At 34.3% G+C, this 18,577-nt stretch carries 14 protein-coding genes; 2 read left to right on the top strand and 12 right to left on the bottom strand.

Annotated elements, in window-relative coordinates:
- Positions 1–96: 96 nt before the first annotated feature.
- From B5D16_RS06770 to B5D16_RS06735, 8 genes are all read right to left on the bottom strand, one after another.
- Positions 97–645, bottom strand: coding sequence for a DJ-1 family glyoxalase III (locus B5D16_RS06770; RefSeq protein WP_078766229.1), 549 nt, complete (start codon positions 643–645; stop codon positions 97–99).
- A gap of 1 nt (position 646) precedes the next feature.
- Positions 647–2,791: a Tex family protein gene (locus tag B5D16_RS06765; protein ID WP_078766228.1), complete on the bottom strand. Its 2,145-nt coding sequence runs from the start codon at positions 2,789–2,791 to the stop codon at positions 647–649.
- A 441-nt stretch (positions 2,792–3,232) separates the two neighbouring features.
- A complete protein-coding gene (locus tag B5D16_RS06760) occupies positions 3,233–4,564 on the bottom strand; it encodes an aspartate kinase (RefSeq protein WP_078766227.1) in 1,332 nt (443 codons plus the stop codon).
- An 85-nt stretch (positions 4,565–4,649) separates the two neighbouring features.
- Entirely contained in the window at positions 4,650–5,855 is a 1,206-nt protein-coding gene (locus tag B5D16_RS06755) for a homoserine dehydrogenase (protein WP_078766226.1), read from the bottom strand.
- Positions 5,856–5,990: 135 nt separating this feature from the next.
- Entirely contained in the window at positions 5,991–7,112 is a 1,122-nt protein-coding gene (gene prfB / locus B5D16_RS06750) for a peptide chain release factor 2 (RefSeq protein ID WP_078766225.1), read from the bottom strand.
- A gap of 86 nt (positions 7,113–7,198) precedes the next feature.
- Positions 7,199–9,772 carry a preprotein translocase subunit SecA gene (secA, locus tag B5D16_RS06745; RefSeq protein WP_078766224.1) on the bottom strand — a complete coding sequence of 858 codons (2,574 nt, stop codon included), beginning with the start codon at positions 9,770–9,772 and terminating at the stop codon, positions 7,199–7,201.
- Positions 9,773–10,043: 271 nt separating this feature from the next.
- Positions 10,044–10,574 (bottom strand): ribosome hibernation-promoting factor, HPF/YfiA family, encoded by a 531-nt coding sequence (hpf, locus tag B5D16_RS06740; RefSeq protein ID WP_078766223.1) that lies wholly within the window; start codon positions 10,572–10,574, stop codon positions 10,044–10,046.
- 541 nt (positions 10,575–11,115) lie between these two features.
- Positions 11,116–12,381, bottom strand: coding sequence for a C40 family peptidase (locus B5D16_RS06735; protein ID WP_159444320.1), 1,266 nt, complete (start codon positions 12,379–12,381; stop codon positions 11,116–11,118).
- Between the two features lie 262 nt (positions 12,382–12,643).
- Here B5D16_RS06735 and ymfI point away from each other — a divergent pair, with 262 nt between their 5' ends.
- On the top strand, positions 12,644–13,372 hold the full coding sequence (ymfI, locus tag B5D16_RS06730) for an elongation factor P 5-aminopentanone reductase (protein ID WP_078766221.1): 729 nt from the start codon (positions 12,644–12,646) through the stop codon (positions 13,370–13,372).
- Positions 13,373–13,823: 451 nt separating this feature from the next.
- Here the strand turns inward: ymfI and B5D16_RS06725 are convergent, their stop codons facing one another.
- The 3 genes from B5D16_RS06725 to B5D16_RS06715 all read right to left on the bottom strand — a co-directional run bounded on the left by B5D16_RS06725 (position 13,824) and on the right by B5D16_RS06715 (position 16,420).
- Positions 13,824–15,002 carry a phosphoribosylaminoimidazolecarboxamide formyltransferase gene (locus B5D16_RS06725; protein WP_078766220.1) on the bottom strand — a complete coding sequence of 393 codons (1,179 nt, stop codon included), beginning with the start codon at positions 15,000–15,002 and terminating at the stop codon, positions 13,824–13,826.
- Between the two features lie 47 nt (positions 15,003–15,049).
- Complete coding sequence (locus B5D16_RS06720) at positions 15,050–15,760, bottom strand: IMP cyclohydrolase (protein WP_078766219.1); 711 nt, start codon at positions 15,758–15,760, stop codon at positions 15,050–15,052.
- 102 nt (positions 15,761–15,862) lie between these two features.
- Positions 15,863–16,420, bottom strand: coding sequence for a manganese efflux pump MntP (locus B5D16_RS06715; protein ID WP_078766218.1), 558 nt, complete (start codon positions 16,418–16,420; stop codon positions 15,863–15,865).
- 212 nt (positions 16,421–16,632) lie between these two features.
- Between B5D16_RS06715 and B5D16_RS06710 the strand changes: the two genes are divergently transcribed.
- Entirely contained in the window at positions 16,633–17,511 is an 879-nt protein-coding gene (locus B5D16_RS06710; RefSeq protein ID WP_078766217.1) for a DegV family protein, read from the top strand.
- A 143-nt stretch (positions 17,512–17,654) separates the two neighbouring features.
- Here the strand turns inward: B5D16_RS06710 and B5D16_RS06705 are convergent, their stop codons facing one another.
- Positions 17,655–18,536: an NAD(P)/FAD-dependent oxidoreductase gene (locus B5D16_RS06705; RefSeq protein WP_078766216.1), complete on the bottom strand. Its 882-nt coding sequence runs from the start codon at positions 18,534–18,536 to the stop codon at positions 17,655–17,657.
- Positions 18,537–18,577: the final 41 nt, after the last annotated feature.

Below are 18,577 nucleotides of genomic sequence, written 5' to 3'. Positions count from 1 at the left end.
ATACCTACGGGATGTGCATGCATTTTAAATTGCCTTCGGCAATGGGCATGCACAATGCAAACAGGTTCTTCCCACTTCGTGGGCCCCTCCTATTTGCTATTTGTATTGCACCTGCTTAGCAATTTCTTCTGACTTTTCTTCGCTTACTAAAACCTTAATAAGTTCAAGACCTAAATCAATAGCTGTACCCATACCTTTTGATGTAATATAATTACCATCTGTAACAACTCTTTCGCCTGTTGGTGTTGCACCCAGTAACTGTTCTTCAAATCCTGGATAACATGTAGCCTTCTTTCCTTTAAGAAGTCCCATACGACCAAATACACTTGGAGCTGCACAAATTGCTGCAAGTGTTTTCCCTGCCTTATCAAATTCAAGAATCTTTTCTTTTAACTTTTCACAGTTAAATAAATTCTCTGTTCCTACTCCACCACCTGGCAAGAATAAAACATCGTATTCATCAAAGTTTATTTCATCAAACTTCTTATCTGCATGAAGCATAACTCCATGTGATGTTGTAACTAAATTATCATCCTTTATTGAAACTGTTGTTGTTTCTACCCTTGCTCTTCTAAGTAAATCAATAACAGCTAATGCTTCAACATCTTCTAAACCATCTGCTAAAAATGCCAATACCTTTGCCATACTACTTTACCCCTTTCATTGTTAACTGAATTCTTTTCTTCTTAAGATCAACACTCATAACCATAACATCAACGATATCGCCAACACTTACGACTTCAAGTGGATGCTTAATGTACTTATCTGACATTTCTGAAATATGTACAAGACCATCCTGATGTACACCTATATCAACAAATGCTCCGAAATCAATAACATTTCTTACTGTACCTTTAAGTACCATACCTTCTTTAAGATCTTCCATCTCAAGAACATCACTTCTAAGAATTGGTGCAGGTGCATCCTCTCTAGGGTCTCTTCCTGGCTTTTCTAATTCCTTAATGATATCCTTTAATGTTTCTTCACCAATTTCTAATTCTTTTGAAATCTTCTTTGTATCCTTGGCCATGAGTGATACACCCATAAGACCACCTTTAACATCATCTAAATTTACATTTAACATAGTTAGTAGCTTATAAGTACTATCATAACTTTCTGGATGTACACCTGTTGAATCAAGTGGATTATCACCATCATTAACTCTAATGAAACCTGCGCACTGTTCGAAAGCTTTAGGTCCTAACTTAGGAACTTTTAAAAGTTCTTTTCTATTTTTAAACTTTCCATTTGCTTCTCTATACTCTACGATGTTACCTGCAACAGCTTTACTAATACCTGCAATATGCTCTAACAAACTTCCTGATGCAGTATTTAAATCAACTCCAACTTTATTAACACAATCTTCTACAACACCATCTAGGGCATCTGATAACTTGCCCTGATTCATGTCATGCTGATACTGACCAACACCAATTGCCTTAGGATCAATCTTAACAAGTTCTGCAAGTGGATCTTGAAGTCTTCTAGCAATTGAAGTTGCACTTCTCTCTCCAACATTAAGTTTAGGGAATTCCTTAGTTGCAAGAGCTGATGCTGAATATACTGAAGCACCTGCTTCATTAACGATAACATATGAAACTCCGCCACCCATTTCCTTAATCATGTCAGCAATAATAAGTTCTGACTCACGGCTTGCTGTACCATTACCAACTGAGATAACATCAATGCCATACTTCTTAATAAGTGCTCTAACTGTCTTCTTACTTTCCTCAACCTTATTCTGTGGTGCAGTTGGGAATATAACATCAGTTGCAAGTACCTTACCTGTACTATCTACAACTGCTAATTTACAACCTGTTCTAAAAGCAGGATCCCATCCAAGAACTGTTTTGCCAGCAAGTGGAGCCTGCATTAATAACTGTTTTAAATTCTTACCAAATACATCTATGGCACCATCTTCTGCCTTCTCTGTTAAATCATTTCTGATTTCTCTTTCAATTGCTGGTTCTATTAATCTTTCATAAGCATCTAAAATAGTATCTTTAAGAACTGGTGTAGTATAAGGATTATCAGATGCTATAATCTGTTTTTCAAGATACTTTAAAATATCTTCTTCTGGTGAAACAATCTTTACAGTTAATACTTTTTCTTTCTCACCTCTATTAAGTGCTAGTATGCTATATCCTGCTAACTTTGAAATCTTCTCTTCAAAGTCATAATACATTTCATATACTGATTCTGCTTCTTTATCCTTCGCTTCACTCTTAATTAAACCATTCTTAAATGTCTTATTTCTAATCCATGTTCTATAATCCGCTTCATCAGAAATCTGTTCAGCAATAATATCCATTGCGCCAGCAATAGCATCTTTTTCAGACGAAACTTCTTTTTCTTCATCAATATATTTCTTAGCTTCTTCTTCTAATTCCTTATCCGCTTTCTGAAGTCTAATATATAAAGCTAATGGTTCTAAACCTTTTTCCTTAGCTATTGTTGCTCTTGTTCTTCTCTTAGGTCTATATGGTCTATATAAATCATCAACTAATACAAGTGTCTGCGCAGCAAAAATTTCAGCTTTTAATTCTTCTGTTAACTTACCTTGCTCTTCAATTGATTTTAATACCTGTTCTTTCTTTTCTTCAAGGTTTCTTAAATACTTAAGTCTCTCATCAAACTTTCTTAAAATTTCATCGTCAAGAGAGCCTGTAACTTCCTTTCTATATCTTGCAATAAAAGGTATTGTATTTCCCTCATCAATAAGTTTTACTGTAGCTTCAACCTGACTAAGCTTAATACCAAGATCAGCAGCTATCTGTTCATTAATAGTCATAATATTCCTCGCTTAATTTACATTTTTCCAGACTGTCTAATACATCTTTTTTCTCTAGCAAATATGTTTCGACAGTCCTTCATAATTATATCATATTTCATAAAAAACTTAAATCACTGTTTAGGCTTGTTTTTATATATGAATTTGCCCCTTGCAAAATCGCATAAAAATATACGGTCAAGGAATTTACATTATATGCGATGGAGTCATTTGATTTTTTCGTTATGAGATTCACGCTAGCTACCGGCACAAAGTCAGCTTTTACGAAGTACAAAGTGCGACTGCCGGTTAATAGGCGCGTGAATCGAATAGAAAACAATCAACTGCTCCGGAGTATATATGTAAATACCTGACCGTATATTTTTATGGAACTGACCAGGGGGGCAAATTCAAAAAAACATCACAGCCTAAACTGTGATGTTTTTTGAAATATGATATAAATTATTTATTTTTTTTGCTTGTTACGAATCTATCGTAAATTGCCTGAATTGCAACTTCGAAATCCTCTTCTTCTACACCAATTATGATATTTAATTCACTTGAACCCTGGTCAATCATCTTAACGTTAACTCTGGCTTTTGCAAGAGCTTCAAATAATGCACAAGCTGTACCACGAACACTCTTCATGCCACGGCCTACAACTGCAATAAGTGCAAGATTGTTTTCAATATCCATATGATCTGGATGAACTCTGAAGTTAATTTCATCAAGAACATATCTTTCCTTACCACGAAGTGCTTCACTTGCGATAACTACTGACATTGTATCAACACCTGATGGCATATGCTCAAAACTGATGTCATTCTTTTCAAGTGCACGAAGAACATTTCTACCAAATCCGATAGTTGAGTTCATCTTGTCCTTTTCAATATTAATTGCTGAAAGACCCTTCTTACCAGCAATACCTGTAATTGTAAATGGACTAACCTCAGCTGATTCAGATACGATCATTGTACCTGGATTATCTGGTTCATTTGTATTTCTAATATTAATTGGAATACCTGCAGCTCTAACTGGGAAGATAGCATCTTCATGAAGAACTGTAGCACCCATGTATGCAAGTTCTCTAAGTTCTCTATATGTAATAACTGAAATTGTTTCTGGATTATTAACAATTCTTGGATCACAAACAAGACATCCTGATACATCTGTCCAGTTTTCGTATACATCAGCACCTGCCGCACGAGCAACAATTGAACCCGTTACGTCAGAACCACCTCTTGAGAAAGTCTTAATTGTATCGTTAGGCATTGAACCATAGAAACCAGGAATAACTGCATTTTCAATTGATGCAAGCTTTGGTCCTAAAACCTCCTTCGTATGTTCCCAGTCAAACTTACCTTCTTCATCAAAGAAGATATCTCCAGCTGGGTCGATGAATTCATAACCTAAATACTTAGCAAGAATCTTACTATTTAAGAATTCACCACGGCTTGCTGCATAATCACGACCAGCCATGTGCTTAAATGAACTTCTAATAATATCAAAATCTTCATCAAGAGAGAAATCAAGATTAAGATCCTTAATAATATCTTCAAATCTCTTCTTAATATCAGCAAATAATGACTCAAAATCCTGTCCTGATGCTGCTGCCTTATAGCAAGCATATAACATATCTGTTACTTTAACATCTTCAACATATCTTTTACCTGGAGCTGATGCTACAACGAATCTTCTCGCAGGATCTGCCTTTATAATATCAGCAACTTTCTTAAACTGATTTGCATCAGCAAGTGAGCTACCACCAAATTTTACAACCTTAACATTCTTCATTTTATATTCCTTCCACAGGGCTTTTTCCAACTTCGTGTGCCCCATCTACCTTAAACGTAATTTCTATTTCTATAAATAACAAGATTTACATTATTCTAATTCTTGTAATGACATTATCAAATTTGCTCTCAGCTTCAGCAAATGCCTTTTCAGTCATTGATCTTGTAATGAAACCTACCTCATCATCAATCTCACCAAGATTAATAATTTCTACATCACCAAATACTGATTCAATAGCATCCTTATCAGCATTCTTAACTCTTACAAAGAATCTACTTTCAAATTCCGAAATATCACTAAGTTCTAATTTCTCATCACTCATAATGATATTGATGTTTCTACCAATTGCTCTTGCAGCTTCAACAATATCAGAAACAACTGCACTAGCTGTAGGAAGCTTACCAGCTCCACTACCATAGAACATAACATCACCAACCATGTTACCTCTAACCAAGATACCATTCTTTACATCTTCAACACTATATAAAGGATGTGTCTTATCTATCATAACAGGTGATACCATTGCAAAGTACTTACCGTCAACCTTCTTAAATCTACCAAATAACTTAACTGATAATCCAAGTAAGTTAGCATATTTAAAGTCAACATCTGTAATTTTTGTGATACCTTCTGTTTTAATATCTTCAAAATTAACATACTTGCCTGTTGCAAGTGAAGATAAAATTGCAATCTTTCTACATGCATCATATCCTTCAACGTCTGCTTCAGGATTTCTTTCTGCATATCCTAAATCTTGTGCTCTCTTAAGCACTGTATCGAAATCTGATCCTTCCTTAGCCATCTTGGATAAAATGTAGTTAGTTGTACCATTAAGAATACCTACAACTTCAACAATATCATCAGGTGTAAGTGATTCGTTAATTGGTCTAATAACAGGAATACCACCGCCTACACTTGCTTCAAATAAGAAGTTTACATTATTTTCTTTAGCAAGTTTAATAAGCTCTGGACCATGTTTTGCAACAAGTTCCTTATTAGATGTACAATAACTTTTCCCTGCAGCAATTGCCTTCTTAGCACATTCATATGGGAAGTCAATTCCGCCCATAGCTTCAGCAATAATTGAAACTTCTGGATCATTTACAATTACATCGTAATCTTTAACCAAAATGTTTTCAACTACATCCCCAGGAAAGTCTCTTAGGTCTAATACATATTTAATTTTAACTGTATCGCCTACTCTTTTGTTAATAAGTTCGTTGTTAGTATTAATAACTTCAACAACGCCACTACCTACTGTACCATATCCAAGTACTGCTACGTTTATCATCTTCTGCTCCTTTAATTATAAAATAAATTAATATCCTCTATATATAAATCTCTTAAACAACCATTTATAGATTTATATATTCGCACAAAATTTTACCATAGTTAGAAAATCATTGCAACTATTTTATTTTAACCATTACTCTAATCCACTCTTATTAATGCTATTCCATCTAAGATATGCACTAATAAAAGGATCAAGATTACCATCAAGAACTGACTGAGCATTACCAACCTCTTCATTAGTTCTATGATCTTTAACCAAAGTATATGGTTGCATTACATATGATCTAATCTGACTACCCCAGCCTATTTCTTTTACTTCACCTCTGATTCCTGCTCTTTTAGCTTCCTCTTCTTCCTTTTTAACTAAAAGAAGTTTAGCCTTAAGCATCTTCATGGCTTTATCCTTATTCTGAACCTGAGATCTTTCATTCTGACACTGAACTACTATTCCTGTTGGGAAGTGTGTAATTCTAATGGCAGATGAAGTTTTATTAATATGCTGTCCACCAGCACCACTTGATCTATATGTGTCAATTCTAATATCATCATCATTTATTTCAATATCAATATCTTCTTCAATATCAGGCATGACATCTAATGAAGCAAATGAAGTTTGTCTTTTACCAGCTGCATTAAAAGGAGATATTCTTACCAATCTATGAACTCCTCGTTCAGATTTCAAATAACCAAATGCATTCTCTCCATCTATCTGAATAGTAACAGACTTGAAACCAGCTTCATCACCATCAAGGCTATCTAAAACCTTAACCTTAAAGCCTTTTGATTCTGCCCATCTTACATACATTCTATAAAGCATGCTTACCCAGTCGCAAGCTTCTGTTCCACCCGCACCAGCATTAAGTCTAAGTATTGCATTGCTACCATCATACTCATCTGATAGAAGTACTGCAATCTTCATATTATCAAGAGAATTACTAAACTCTTTGCATTTATCTTCTATTTCTTCAATTAAAGAAGCATCATCTTCTTCATTAGCAATTTCAATTAATGTCTCTGCTTCTTCAAACAAATCAACCAATGCTTTATATTTATCCCTTGATGCTTTTAATGAATTAACCTCTTTCATGTACTCTTTGGCTTTATTCATATCGTCCCAGAAATCAGGTGCTTCCATGATTTTTTCTAATTCAGAAATTCTCTTTTCTTTATTTTCCAAATCCAATGATTTACCTATTTCTTCTAAAGGCTCTCTCAATTGTTCTAAATCATAACTAATCTGTTCTAACTCTAACATAACTAACCTTTCAATTTATACTTAAACCATTATCCAATAATAAAAGATTATCCATGTAAAAACTAGGATAATCTTTTATTAAAAGTCTACTTTCTTCCGCAACAGTTTTTATACTTTTTACCACTTCCACATGGACATGGGTCATTAGGATAAACCTTAGCTTCATCCCTCTTCTTTGGTCCCTTAGCAACAGAATCATCCTTGTTAGTTCCTGTAACCTTAGCAACCTCTTCTCTTTCAACCCTTTCCTCAATCTTAACGTGGTTAAGTACCTTAACTGTATCTTCCTGAATACTTGAAATCATATCATTGAACATGTCAAAACCAGCGAATTTATATTCAACAACTGGATCTCTCTGACCCATAGCCTGAAGACCAATACCCTGACGGAGCTGATCCATATCATCAATATGATCCATCCACTTTCTATCAATTGTCTTAAGAATTACAATACGTTCAAGTTCTCTAATATCAGGAGTAACATCTTCTGGGAACTCTGCTTCCTTAGCTTCATAAAGCTTATGAGCAGCTTCCTTAACGTTTTTCTTAAGTTCATCTACACTTGATGCATCTTCTTCAATCTTAAGAATCTCATCCTTATCGAATGGGAAGATTGGAATAAGAAGATGATTAAGTTCTCCGACATCCCAATCATTTGGATTAATGTCTGATGAAATTACTGTATCAATATTCTTATCAATAGTATCATCAATCATCTTAATAACTGAACTTCTCATGTTTTCACCATCAAGAACCTTTCTACGTTCTTCATAGATAATTTCTCTCTGATCGTTATTAACCTGATCATATTCAAGTAAGTTCTTTCTGATACCAAAGTTATTATTTTCAATTTTCTTCTGAGCTCTTTCAATGGCCTTAGTTAACATCTTGTGATGAAGTTCTTCATTCTCAGCAACACCGAGACTATTAAAGATTCCCATAAGTCTTTCTGAACCAAAGAGTCTCATGATATCATCTTCAAGTGAAAGATAGAATTTTGATTCACCTGGATCTCCCTGACGTCCTGAACGTCCACGAAGCTGGTTATCAATACGTCTACTTTCATGTCTTTCTGTACCGATGATCTTAAGACCACCAGCTGCCTTAGCTTCATCATCAAGTTTAATATCAGTACCACGACCTGCCATATTAGTTGCAATTGTAACTGCACCATGTACACCTGCCTGCGCTACGATTTCAGCTTCAAGTTCATGGAACTTAGCATTAAGAACGTGGTGAGGAATTCCTCTTTTCTTAAGTAATCCACTAATTTCTTCAGAAGCTTCAATTGTAATAGTACCTACAAGTACTGGCTGACCCTTCTTATATGATTCTTCAATATTATCTACAACTGCATGAAGTTTTTCTTTTCTTGTCTTAAATACAGCATCTTCATGATCAATTCTAATAACAGGCTTGTTAGTTGGAATTTCAACAACGTCCATACCATAGATATTCTGGAATTCCTGTTCCTCTGTCATAGCTGTACCTGTCATACCACATTTTTTCTTATACTTGTTAAAGAAGTTCTGGAATGTAATAGTTGCAAGAGTTTTACTTTCTCTCTTAACCTTAACATGTTCCTTAGCTTCAATAGCCTGATGAAGACCATCTGAATATCTTCTACCTGGCATAATACGTCCAGTAAATTCATCTACGATAAGTACTTCATCATCCTTAACTACATAATCCTGATCCTTAAACATAAGGTTATGAGCACGAAGTGCTAAGATGATGTTATGCTGAATTTCTAAGTTTTCAGGATCAGCAAGGTTGTCTATATGGAAGAATTTTTCAACCTTAGCAACACCTTCTTCAGTAAGGTTTACAACTTTATCTTTTTCATTAACTACAAAGTCACCTGTTTCCTTAACAGCTTCACCCATCATAGCGTTCATCTTTGTAAGTTCTTCTGCTTCACCTTTTTCAAGCTGACGAGCTAAAATATCACATGCTTCATAAAGCTTAGTTGACTTACCACTCTGACCTGAAATAATAAGTGGTGTTCTAGCTTCATCAATAAGAACTGAGTCAACCTCATCGACGATGGCATAATTAAGATCTCTCTGTACTAACTGATCTTTATAAATTACCATGTTATCTCTAAGGTAATCAAAACCTAACTCATTATTTGTAATATATGTAATATCGCAATTGTATGCTTCTCTTCTTTCATCGTTGTCCATCTGGTTTAATACACAACCACATGTAAGGCCTAAGAATCTATGAACCTGACCTACCCACTCACTATCACGCTTTGCAAGGTAATCATTAACTGTAACTACATGTACACCTTCACCTGTAAGTGCGTTAAGATAAGCTGGTAAAAGACATGTCTGTGTCTTACCTTCACCAGTTTTCATTTCAGCGATACGACCCTGATGAAGAATAATACCACCAATAAGCTGTACATGATAATGTTCTGTACCCAATACACGTCTTGAAGCCTCTCTTACTACAGCAAATGCTTCTGGTAATAATTGATCAAGTGTTTCTCCATCTTTATATCTCTTTTTAAACTCTTCTGTTTTAGCCTTTAAATCATCATCAGAAAGAGCCATCATAGAATCTCTTAAACTTTCAATCTTATTAAGTTGTTTCTTTAACCTCTTTATCTCCTTGGCACTACTTGAACCAAAAAGTGTCTTTACAATATCCATGTCTAATCTCCTACTTTCTAGATATCTACGCTTATTATTCTTTTACTTTCTTACTCTTTATTTTTTCATGTTATTTTCGTTAAATTATAGATATCCATAATAATGCACATTAACGTTCGTATTGTACCACAACAATCGCATAAGTTCAAGTCTAAATACACATAAAGAAAAGAGTATTATCTCTAATATTCTAGAAATAATACTCTTCCTTTTTACTATTCAACTATAAACATTAATATCTTTTTGATATTAATAAAAATTTGCTAAATAATTAATCAAGCTCTGGTTCAATGAGACCATATGTATTTCCTTTACGTTTATAAACAACACTTACCTCATCTGTTTCACTGTTAAGGAATACGAAGAAGTCATGTCCAAGTAATTCCATCTGATAGCAAGCTTCAATTGGATCCATAGGTTTAATTCCAAATCTTTTTGTTTTTACAATCTTGATATCTTCTTCTTCTTCATATGTTGTCTCTAAGAACTCACTAGTAAACACTCCACCCTGCTGATGTCTATCCTTAATTTTATTCTTATGTTTCTTAATCTGTCTTTCAATAGTATCTAATACTAAATCAATTGAAGCATACATATCTTCGCTTGTCTGTTCAGCCCTTATCATGCTTCCCTTGACTGGAATTGTTACTTCAATCTTCTGTCTACCTTTCTCTACGTTTAAAGTAACAATAACCTCTGTTTCCTTGTTAAAGTAACGATCGAGTTTATCAAGTTTATCCTCGATTGCACGTTTTAAACCCTCTGTAACATCAATGTTCTTTCCTGTAATAATGTATTTCATATAAATACACCTCCTCATGTCAGTATTAAAAGAAGGTTTTTTAGATTAGAATTCCAATAATCTCTTGGTTTCTAATCACTATTAACTTCTTTTGTATATTATACCATATAAACCCATTTTTATCCATAGACTTTTAGTTATTTTTTACAAACAAAATAAATATATTTTTTTGCTTATAAAAAGTCATTATATAAACGTCCGAAATATTAAAAAACATCAAGAGTCAATAGCTTTTTTTATGCATTTTCATATTATATGAATTATCATAAAAAATGCCTTATTTACATAACCTAAACACGTTTTCAAGACTTTTTTTCGGTGGACAATGTGGATAACTCGGTATATAAGTCCCTTTTTGGCTAAAATATGCCCTTTTTACTTGTGGATAACTTTTTCAGTTATGTAAACCAAAGTGATATACAATAATCTTATGTTACCTTAATTTTTATCAATTACTGGCAATAGAAAAAATCATACATAAAAATGGATAAAAAAACAAAAAACCCGGTGAATAAATCACCGGGTTCATAACCTTATTTAATTATCTAATAATTCTTCTAGCACATATTGGATTTGATCCATAATACATTGATGAAATAATAATACCTGTTGAAGGTGTACTAGCGTGGATAATCTGTCCACCACCAATGTAAAGAGCTACATGACCATTGTAACAAATAATGTCACCTGGCTGAACTGCATTTAATGATACTCCAACACCTGCAGATCTCTGTGCGCTAGATGTACGTGGTAACGAATAACCAAAGTGTGCGTATACTGACATTGTAAATCCTGAGCAGTCAGTTCCGTTTGTTAAACTTGATCCACCATATACGTATGGATTACCAAGGAACTGTTTAGCATATGCAATTACAGCTGAACCTGTTGCTGAATCATATGATACATTATCTTCAACCTGAGCTGCTGTAGTCTGCTGCTTTGTAGTCTGCTGATATACAGTAGTCATTTCCTTGCTTTCCTGATATGTCTGTGTTGCTGCTGTAGTAGCCTCAGTAGCTGTTTCAGCTTCCTCTGCTGCTTCTGATGCTGCAATACTTGCCTGTCTTGAAGCTTCTTCTTCTGCTTCTTTTTCAGCCTGAGCCTGAAGCATAGCTTTTTCTTCTGCAAGTGTAATAGCTGGTTCATAACCAATCTTTAAATCGATATATTCAGTTGATACCCAACCTTCAACACCTTCATCGATACCAAGCTTAATCCAGTTATCTGTTTTACCATACTTTGTTACTGCGTATGTTTCTTCTTTATAAACGTTAGAAATAACATCAGCTTTCTTTGACTGTTTCTTTCTAACTCTTAAACCAGATTCTTTAACTGTTGCAAGTACATAACCGTTATCTACTGCATAGTCCTTAGCATCTTCACCTGTTACGAAAAATTCTGCTTTAACCCATCCTTTAACGTTACCAGACTTGATCTTATACCATCCGTCTTTTTCTTTGATAATGTCACCACCACAGTTACCAAAAATCTTACCTACGACTTTAGCTTCTGTGTTAGGATTTTTACGAACATTTACATATCCGTCTGCTTCAACCTTTGCGATACAAACATCTTTAAAGATTGAATGTTCTTCTTTAACTGCCTGTACTGATTTCTCAATAATTGTGGCAATCTCTGCTTCAGGTTTGTTTGCGTCTGAAGCCTCGCAATACTCTTCTAGTGCTACTGAACCACCTGCACTTGCAATCTCTGTATCAAGAGTTGCTGCATTAGTTTCAACTCCACTTGCCCACACGCATGCGCCTGCAACAAGGGATGTAGCAACTAGCTTTCCAACTGTTTTCATGATAATCTCCATTTACTTTTTTTTAGTTTTGATTTCCAAAAAATTAAATGTTACAAATTTATTACAAGTAGAATTATAACAATCATTTTCTCTTATGTCAACACATTGACCCCAATTTATAGTATTTTTTTTGAAAAAAATGCATAAAAAACACTATATTTTTATCAATATTTACTTGATTTTACACTAATAATATTTTATAAATTTAATATATATATAATATTTACGATACAGCAATAAAAATAAGAAACGGAGATATATTATGAATAAAACTGTTCTAGTTACAGGGGCTTCTTCTGGAATCGGGAAAAAAGTTGCCATTGCATTTGCTAAAGAAGGTTATGACGTATTTGTTACATATATGCATAATGAAGCCGGCATCAAGGAAACCCTGGATGAAATTTCAAAATATAATGTTTATTGCAAAGAAATTTGCATAGATCACTCCATATTTGATAATAATAAAAAAGTTATGAAAATAATCCACTCCTCTGACAGAACACTCGATGTCCTTGTTAATAATGCAGGTATTTCAATTTTTGAATTAGCAAATGACATTACAAAAGAATCATGGGATAACATATGGAACAATAATGTTACAAGCGTCGTTTCAATGTGCAAATATGCGCTTCCTGACTTTATTAATAAGAAATCAGGACAGATTATTAATATATCTTCCGTATGGGGAAATTGTGGAGCTTCAATGGAAACAGCATATAGCGCTACAAAAGGTGCAATTAATACTTATACAAAGGCGCTTGCAAAAGAACTAGCTCCATCAAACATAAGCGTTAACGCTTTAGCATGTGGTCTTATCGATACTAGAATGAACGAACATCTAAGTTCCGATGACTTAGATGCTGTAATAGAAGAAATACCAGCTGGTCGCATTGGTACAACAGACGATGTTGCTGCTGCAGCTATCGCTCTAACCAAAGCAACACCATACCTAACTGGCCAAATCATAAACGTAGATGGCGGATGGATATAAAAATAAGGACAATGATTAATCAAAATCATTGTCCTTATTTTTTTGAGACGATAACACATCCCCCACCCTCCCCAAGCATGGCCATAACTATGTGATTCACGGGCATTCTTCCACCACTAGATGTAATAAGCGGGGGCCAAGCCGCATTATAGAATTATCACAGGCCATTGTGGGTCTCGGCACTTAGCGAGTAAGAAGTTATTAGTTATAAATAAAGTTAACATACATAACGCAAAGCGTTATGTAATGAAAAACAGGGACCATGATTGAATGTTTACATTCTAAATCATAGTCCCTATTTTTTATTATAGAATACTTGTATTCTGTATGTTTAGTTTATTTATAACATCACAATAACAACTTACGAGCTTAGTACCGCTAGGGGCACCCCCACTGTGCGAGAGCAGTGCCTGTGATAAACTATATGCGGCTTGGCCCGCGCTATTCCATCTTAATGGTGGAATAAACGAATTCCTGTGAAGCACATAGCCATACCATGCTTGTTGCAGGCTTCAATTACGTTATCGTCTCTTACTGAGCCACCTGGCTGTGCTACATATTTAACACCGCTCTTAAATGCTCTTTCGATGTTATCACCAAATGGGAAGAATGCATCTGAACCTAATGCAACTTCTGTGTTGCCATCAAGCCATGCTCTCTTTTCTTCTCTTGTGAATACTGGTGGTTTAACCTTGAAGATTTTCTCCCAAGTACCATCAGCTAAAACATCCATATATTCATCACCGATGTAAAGATCGATTGAATTATCTCTATCTGCTCTACCAATTCCATCTACAAACTGAAGGTTAAGTACCTGTGGAGCCTGACGTAAATACCAGTTATCAGCCTTGCTACCAGCAAGTCTTGTACAATGAATTCTAGACTGCTGACCAGCACCGATACCAATAGCCTGTCCGCCCTTAGCGTAACATACTGAGTTTGACTGTGTATACTTAAGTGTAATCATAGCAATAGCTAAATCAATCTTAGCCTGCTCTGGAATATCTTTATTATCTGTAACAACATTTGAGAATAACTCATCATTAATTACGAGTTCATTTCTACCCTGTTCAAAAGTAATACCATATACTTCTTTAGTTTCAATCTGCTTTGGAACGTAATTTGGATCAATCTTAATTACATTGTAATTGCCTTTTTTCTTAGCCTTTAAAATTTCAAGAGCTTCATCTGTATAAGCTGGTGCAATAACACCATCAGAAACTTCTCTCTTAATAAGCATAGCTGTTGAAGCATCACATTCATCTGAAAGTGCAATAAAATCACCAAATGATGACATTCTATCAGCACCTCTTGCTCTAGCATAAGCGCATGCAAGTGGAGATAAATCCTTCTGATCATCTACCCAATAAATCTTAGCTTCTACTTCTGATAATGGAAGACCTACTGCTGCACCTGCTGGTGAAACATGCTTAAATGATGTTGCTGCAGGAAGACCTGTCGCCTTCTTAAGTTCACTTACTAACTGCCAACCATTGAATGCATCAAGGAAATTGATGTATCCTGGACGACCATTTAAAACTTCAATTGGAAGTTCTGAACCATCAGCCATATAAATCTTTGATGGTTTCTGATTTGGATTACAACCATACTTTAATTCAAATTCTTTCATCGTCAATTCCTCACTGTATTATATTTTTATTGCTAATAAGCAAATGCTTAATTCTTATTTACAATTCTTGTATCCATCTTACCTGATTCTAAATCTACATATCTTACAAATAAAGATACCTTATTATCCTCATTTAAGTTACTCCAAATTGTACTTGTAAGTTCATCAATATTACCACTAATAGCAACAGGTGTTGGTTCACCTTCAAAACTTGGAAGTGGATTACCATCCCCCATATATGTATGGATAAATCTACCTAAACCATTCTTTGGATTATCATATGTAAATGTGAATCTATTACAACAATCTGAATCACCCATATCGCTCTTTAATATAGACATTGCATATTCAAAGCTACCATCAGTGAATTCTAAAATGCCTGAAATACGTGGTGTAAAATTAGGTGCATCTGGTTCAAATTCACGAGATCTTAAAGCTCTATTAAATGAACGACCATTCTTCATAAATTCATATACTGTATCTGTCTGATCACCATTAGTAACAATAAGCTTATTATCTAACATTCTAACTGGGGCATAGATAATAAGACTTGGATCTTCAAGTTTAGCAGGATCAAAAGCTTCTGTTCTAATTCCATCTCCATCTTCTACGAAAACTCTGTTTCTACTGTTTTCACTTCTTCCCATAATAAAATATGCACATACTGCATACTTTCCATCGTCAGACTTTCCAATGATAATACCTCTTCCAGGATAATCTGTACTTGATAATTCTTTTGCAAGATCAACTATTTGCATTATTCTTCCTCCTAAAACATAGTTACTAACTATTAATTCTTTGTATAAAAAATCTGTATTTTTTATTATAACAAATTAAAGATAAAAGTTGTACTCTTTTTTTTATATTATTGAAAGGCCAGTAAGTAAAGTCTTAATTCCAATTAAGATTAAAACACCACCGCCTAACATCTCTGCTCTTGATTTATACTTATCTCCGAATATACTACCTATCTTTACACCCATTGCTGAAATAGCAAATGTAATCACACCTATAAATAAAACTGCCACAACTATGTTAACATCTAAAAAAGCAAATGTTATTCCAACTGTAAGTGCATCAATACTTGTAGCAACCGCTAAAAAAAACATGGTCTTAATGTCCATGTTGCTATTTATTTCTTCTTCATCGCCCATACTTTCCTTTATCATACTTGCTCCAATTAATGCAAGTATAACAAATGCAATCCAATGGTCAAACTTATCTACTTTATCAGCAAACTTGCTTCCACAAAAATATCCTAAAACTGGCATAAGTGCCTGAAATCCTCCAAACCAAATTCCAGCCAAAACAAGATGCGCTACATTAACTTTTTTTAAGGATAATCCCTTACATACAGATACAGCAAATGCATCCATAGCAAGTGCGATTGAAAAAATTAATAATTCAATTATACTCATAATACTATTCGTACTCCTCATTTTCTACCTAACAATAATATCACATACCATAATAAAGTCAACCTACCTTAGAAAACATACTAAAAGCATCATTATTATTTATCTCTAAAATTTATCTCAATATATTTAACTTTTCTCAATTTTTTATTTGACTAAATTGTAATATTATAGTAATATTTTTAGTGAATAAAAAACTAGATAAAGGGGCAATTATGAGCAATAAAATTATTGTCGTTACAGACGTTAACAGCAGCATGACATTTGCTGAAGCTGAAGAAATAGGCGTTCGCCTTATAAATATGCCTTTTATAATAGATGGTGTTGAATACTTTGAGGGTAAAGATTTTTCTTACGAAGAGTTTTTTAAGTTTTTAGATGAAAAACGTGATGTTTCTACTTCTCAACCATCACCTTCTACTATATTAGATACATGGGATGAATTATTAGAAGAATATGATTACATTCTTCATATTCCTATGTCATCCGCACTTAGTGGAGCTGTACAGACTGCAAAGGGTCTTGCACAGGATTATGATGGTAGAGTTGTTGTAGTTGATAACAAGAGAATCTCAGTCACACAAAGAGCTACTGTATATAAGGCTCTCGATTTAATTGAACAGGGTCTTAGTGCTCAGGAGATTTGTGATGAACTTGAAAAAACTTGGGATGACAATTCAATTTACATTGCGGTTGACACACTTGATCTTTTAAAGAAAGGTGGCAGAGTTACTCCTGCTGCTGCAAGCATTGCAACTGCACTTAACTTAAAACCAGTATTGCAGATTCAAGGTGATAAACTCGATTCATTTGCTAATGTTAGAGGCATGAAGAAAGCCAAAAGAACAATGCTTGAAATCATGAAGAAGGAACGCGAAACCACATACGCTGGAGACAAGTATGAGATTCACACAGCTTATTCAGGAGATTTAGAAGCTGCTAAAGAATGGGTTATGCAAGTTAGAGAGTACTTTGGAGATGAAAGCATCGGTCTTTCAAGACTTCCAATTAGTATTAGCTGTCATGTAGGTGCCGGTGCTCTTGGAATTGCAATTTGTGAAAAAGCAAGTAAACCAGTTAAACCTTTGTTTTAACTAATATAAATAAAAAACCAGTGAAAATTCACTGGTTTTTATTTTTTCTAGAAACTTCCGACTTTTTTAGATTAGAAACTTCCGACTTCGTCGGTATTCTAATCAAACGTCGGTATTCTAATCAAACGTCGGTATTCTAATCATTAATCATTATTACCTTCTTCTAATCCGGCTAAGTATTGAGTTACACCATAAATAGCCACATTACCTTCCCCTACTGCCTTTGCGTACTGATAAGGTCTACCTGTACAATCACCTGCAGCATATACACCTTCAACACTAGTAGCCTGTGTTCTATCTACAATAATATGACCTTCATCCATTTCAAGACCTTTTAATAAAGTATTAGGATTAATACTATCTCTTAATACAAATATTCCATCTATATCTACAAGTACATCTTCATTTGTTCCTTTTTCTTTATATACGATTCCCGTTGCCTTATTTTCACCTTCTACTTTGTAAGGTTTCTCCTTATGAATTTCAATATTTTCTTTTTGTAATGTAGTTTCATAATTAACAAATAAATATACTTTCTTTGCGATATTTGCTAAAAATAACACTTCTTCCTCAAATTCCTTATTTTCACATACGACAGCTATTTCTTTTTCTCTATAAAACATACCATCGCATGTTGCACAATAACTTACACCCTTACCTGCAAGTTCTTTTTCGCCGTCCATGAACTTACCCATAATTACGCCTGATGCAAGTACAATTGTTTTAGCTTCATAAACATCACTTCCCGCACTAACCATAAAGTGATCACCCATCTTCATAATTTGATTAATCATCTTTCCAATCACTTCAAGTTTTTCAGTCTTTATCTGTTCCTTAAAAATATGATTCATTTCAAGACCTGTTACTCTCGTTAGTCCTGGATAGTTATCTATCCTATGTGCCAATTCAACTTTAGGACTTAGGTTTTTATTACCAAACCATAAAAAGTCCAAATTTCTTCTTTTCGCTGTAAGTGCTGCCGAAACCCCCGCCGGTCCCGATCCAATAATAATTAAATCTTTCATATCAAGCCTCCTTATTAGTTTTTTTAGAATTAAATATATAC

It is taken from the genome of Eubacterium uniforme, assembly GCF_900167115.1.
Taxonomy (GTDB): domain Bacteria; phylum Bacillota; class Clostridia; order Lachnospirales; family Lachnospiraceae; genus Eubacterium_S; species Eubacterium_S uniforme.
The sequence above is the reverse complement of the archived record's forward strand: the minus strand, read 5'-3'. Positions and strand labels throughout refer to the sequence as shown.

Excerpts from the sequence above, each read along its gene's own strand:
- B5D16_RS06765 (WP_078766228.1), bottom strand. The coding sequence starts at position 2,791 with ATGACTATTAATGAACAGATAGCTGCTGATCTTGGTATTAAGCTTAGT.
- B5D16_RS06715 (WP_078766218.1), bottom strand. The coding sequence starts at position 16,420 with ATGAGTATAATTGAATTATTAATTTTTTCAATCGCACTTGCTATGGAT.
- B5D16_RS06710 (WP_078766217.1), top strand. The coding sequence starts at position 16,633 with ATGAGCAATAAAATTATTGTCGTTACAGACGTTAACAGCAGCATGACA.
- hpf (WP_078766223.1), bottom strand. The coding sequence starts at position 10,574 with ATGAAATACATTATTACAGGAAAGAACATTGATGTTACAGAGGGTTTA.
- B5D16_RS06720 (WP_078766219.1), bottom strand. The coding sequence starts at position 15,760 with ATGCAAATAGTTGATCTTGCAAAAGAATTATCAAGTACAGATTATCCT.
- B5D16_RS06735 (WP_159444320.1), bottom strand. The coding sequence starts at position 12,381 with ATGAAAACAGTTGGAAAGCTAGTTGCTACATCCCTTGTTGCAGGCGCA.
- prfB (WP_078766225.1), bottom strand. The coding sequence starts at position 7,112 with ATGTTAGAGTTAGAACAGATTAGTTATGATTTAGAACAATTGAGAGAG.
- B5D16_RS06725 (WP_078766220.1), bottom strand. The coding sequence starts at position 15,002 with ATGAAAGAATTTGAATTAAAGTATGGTTGTAATCCAAATCAGAAACCA.
- secA (WP_078766224.1), bottom strand. The coding sequence starts at position 9,772 with ATGGATATTGTAAAGACACTTTTTGGTTCAAGTAGTGCCAAGGAGATA.
- ymfI (WP_078766221.1), top strand. The coding sequence starts at position 12,644 with ATGAATAAAACTGTTCTAGTTACAGGGGCTTCTTCTGGAATCGGGAAA.
- B5D16_RS06705 (WP_078766216.1), bottom strand. The coding sequence starts at position 18,536 with ATGAAAGATTTAATTATTATTGGATCGGGACCGGCGGGGGTTTCGGCA.
- B5D16_RS06755 (WP_078766226.1), bottom strand. The coding sequence starts at position 5,855 with ATGATAAACGTAGCAGTACTTGGATATGGTACAGTAGGTAGTGGCGTT.
- B5D16_RS06760 (WP_078766227.1), bottom strand. The coding sequence starts at position 4,564 with ATGAAGAATGTTAAGGTTGTAAAATTTGGTGGTAGCTCACTTGCTGAT.
- B5D16_RS06770 (WP_078766229.1), bottom strand. The coding sequence starts at position 645 with ATGGCAAAGGTATTGGCATTTTTAGCAGATGGTTTAGAAGATGTTGAA.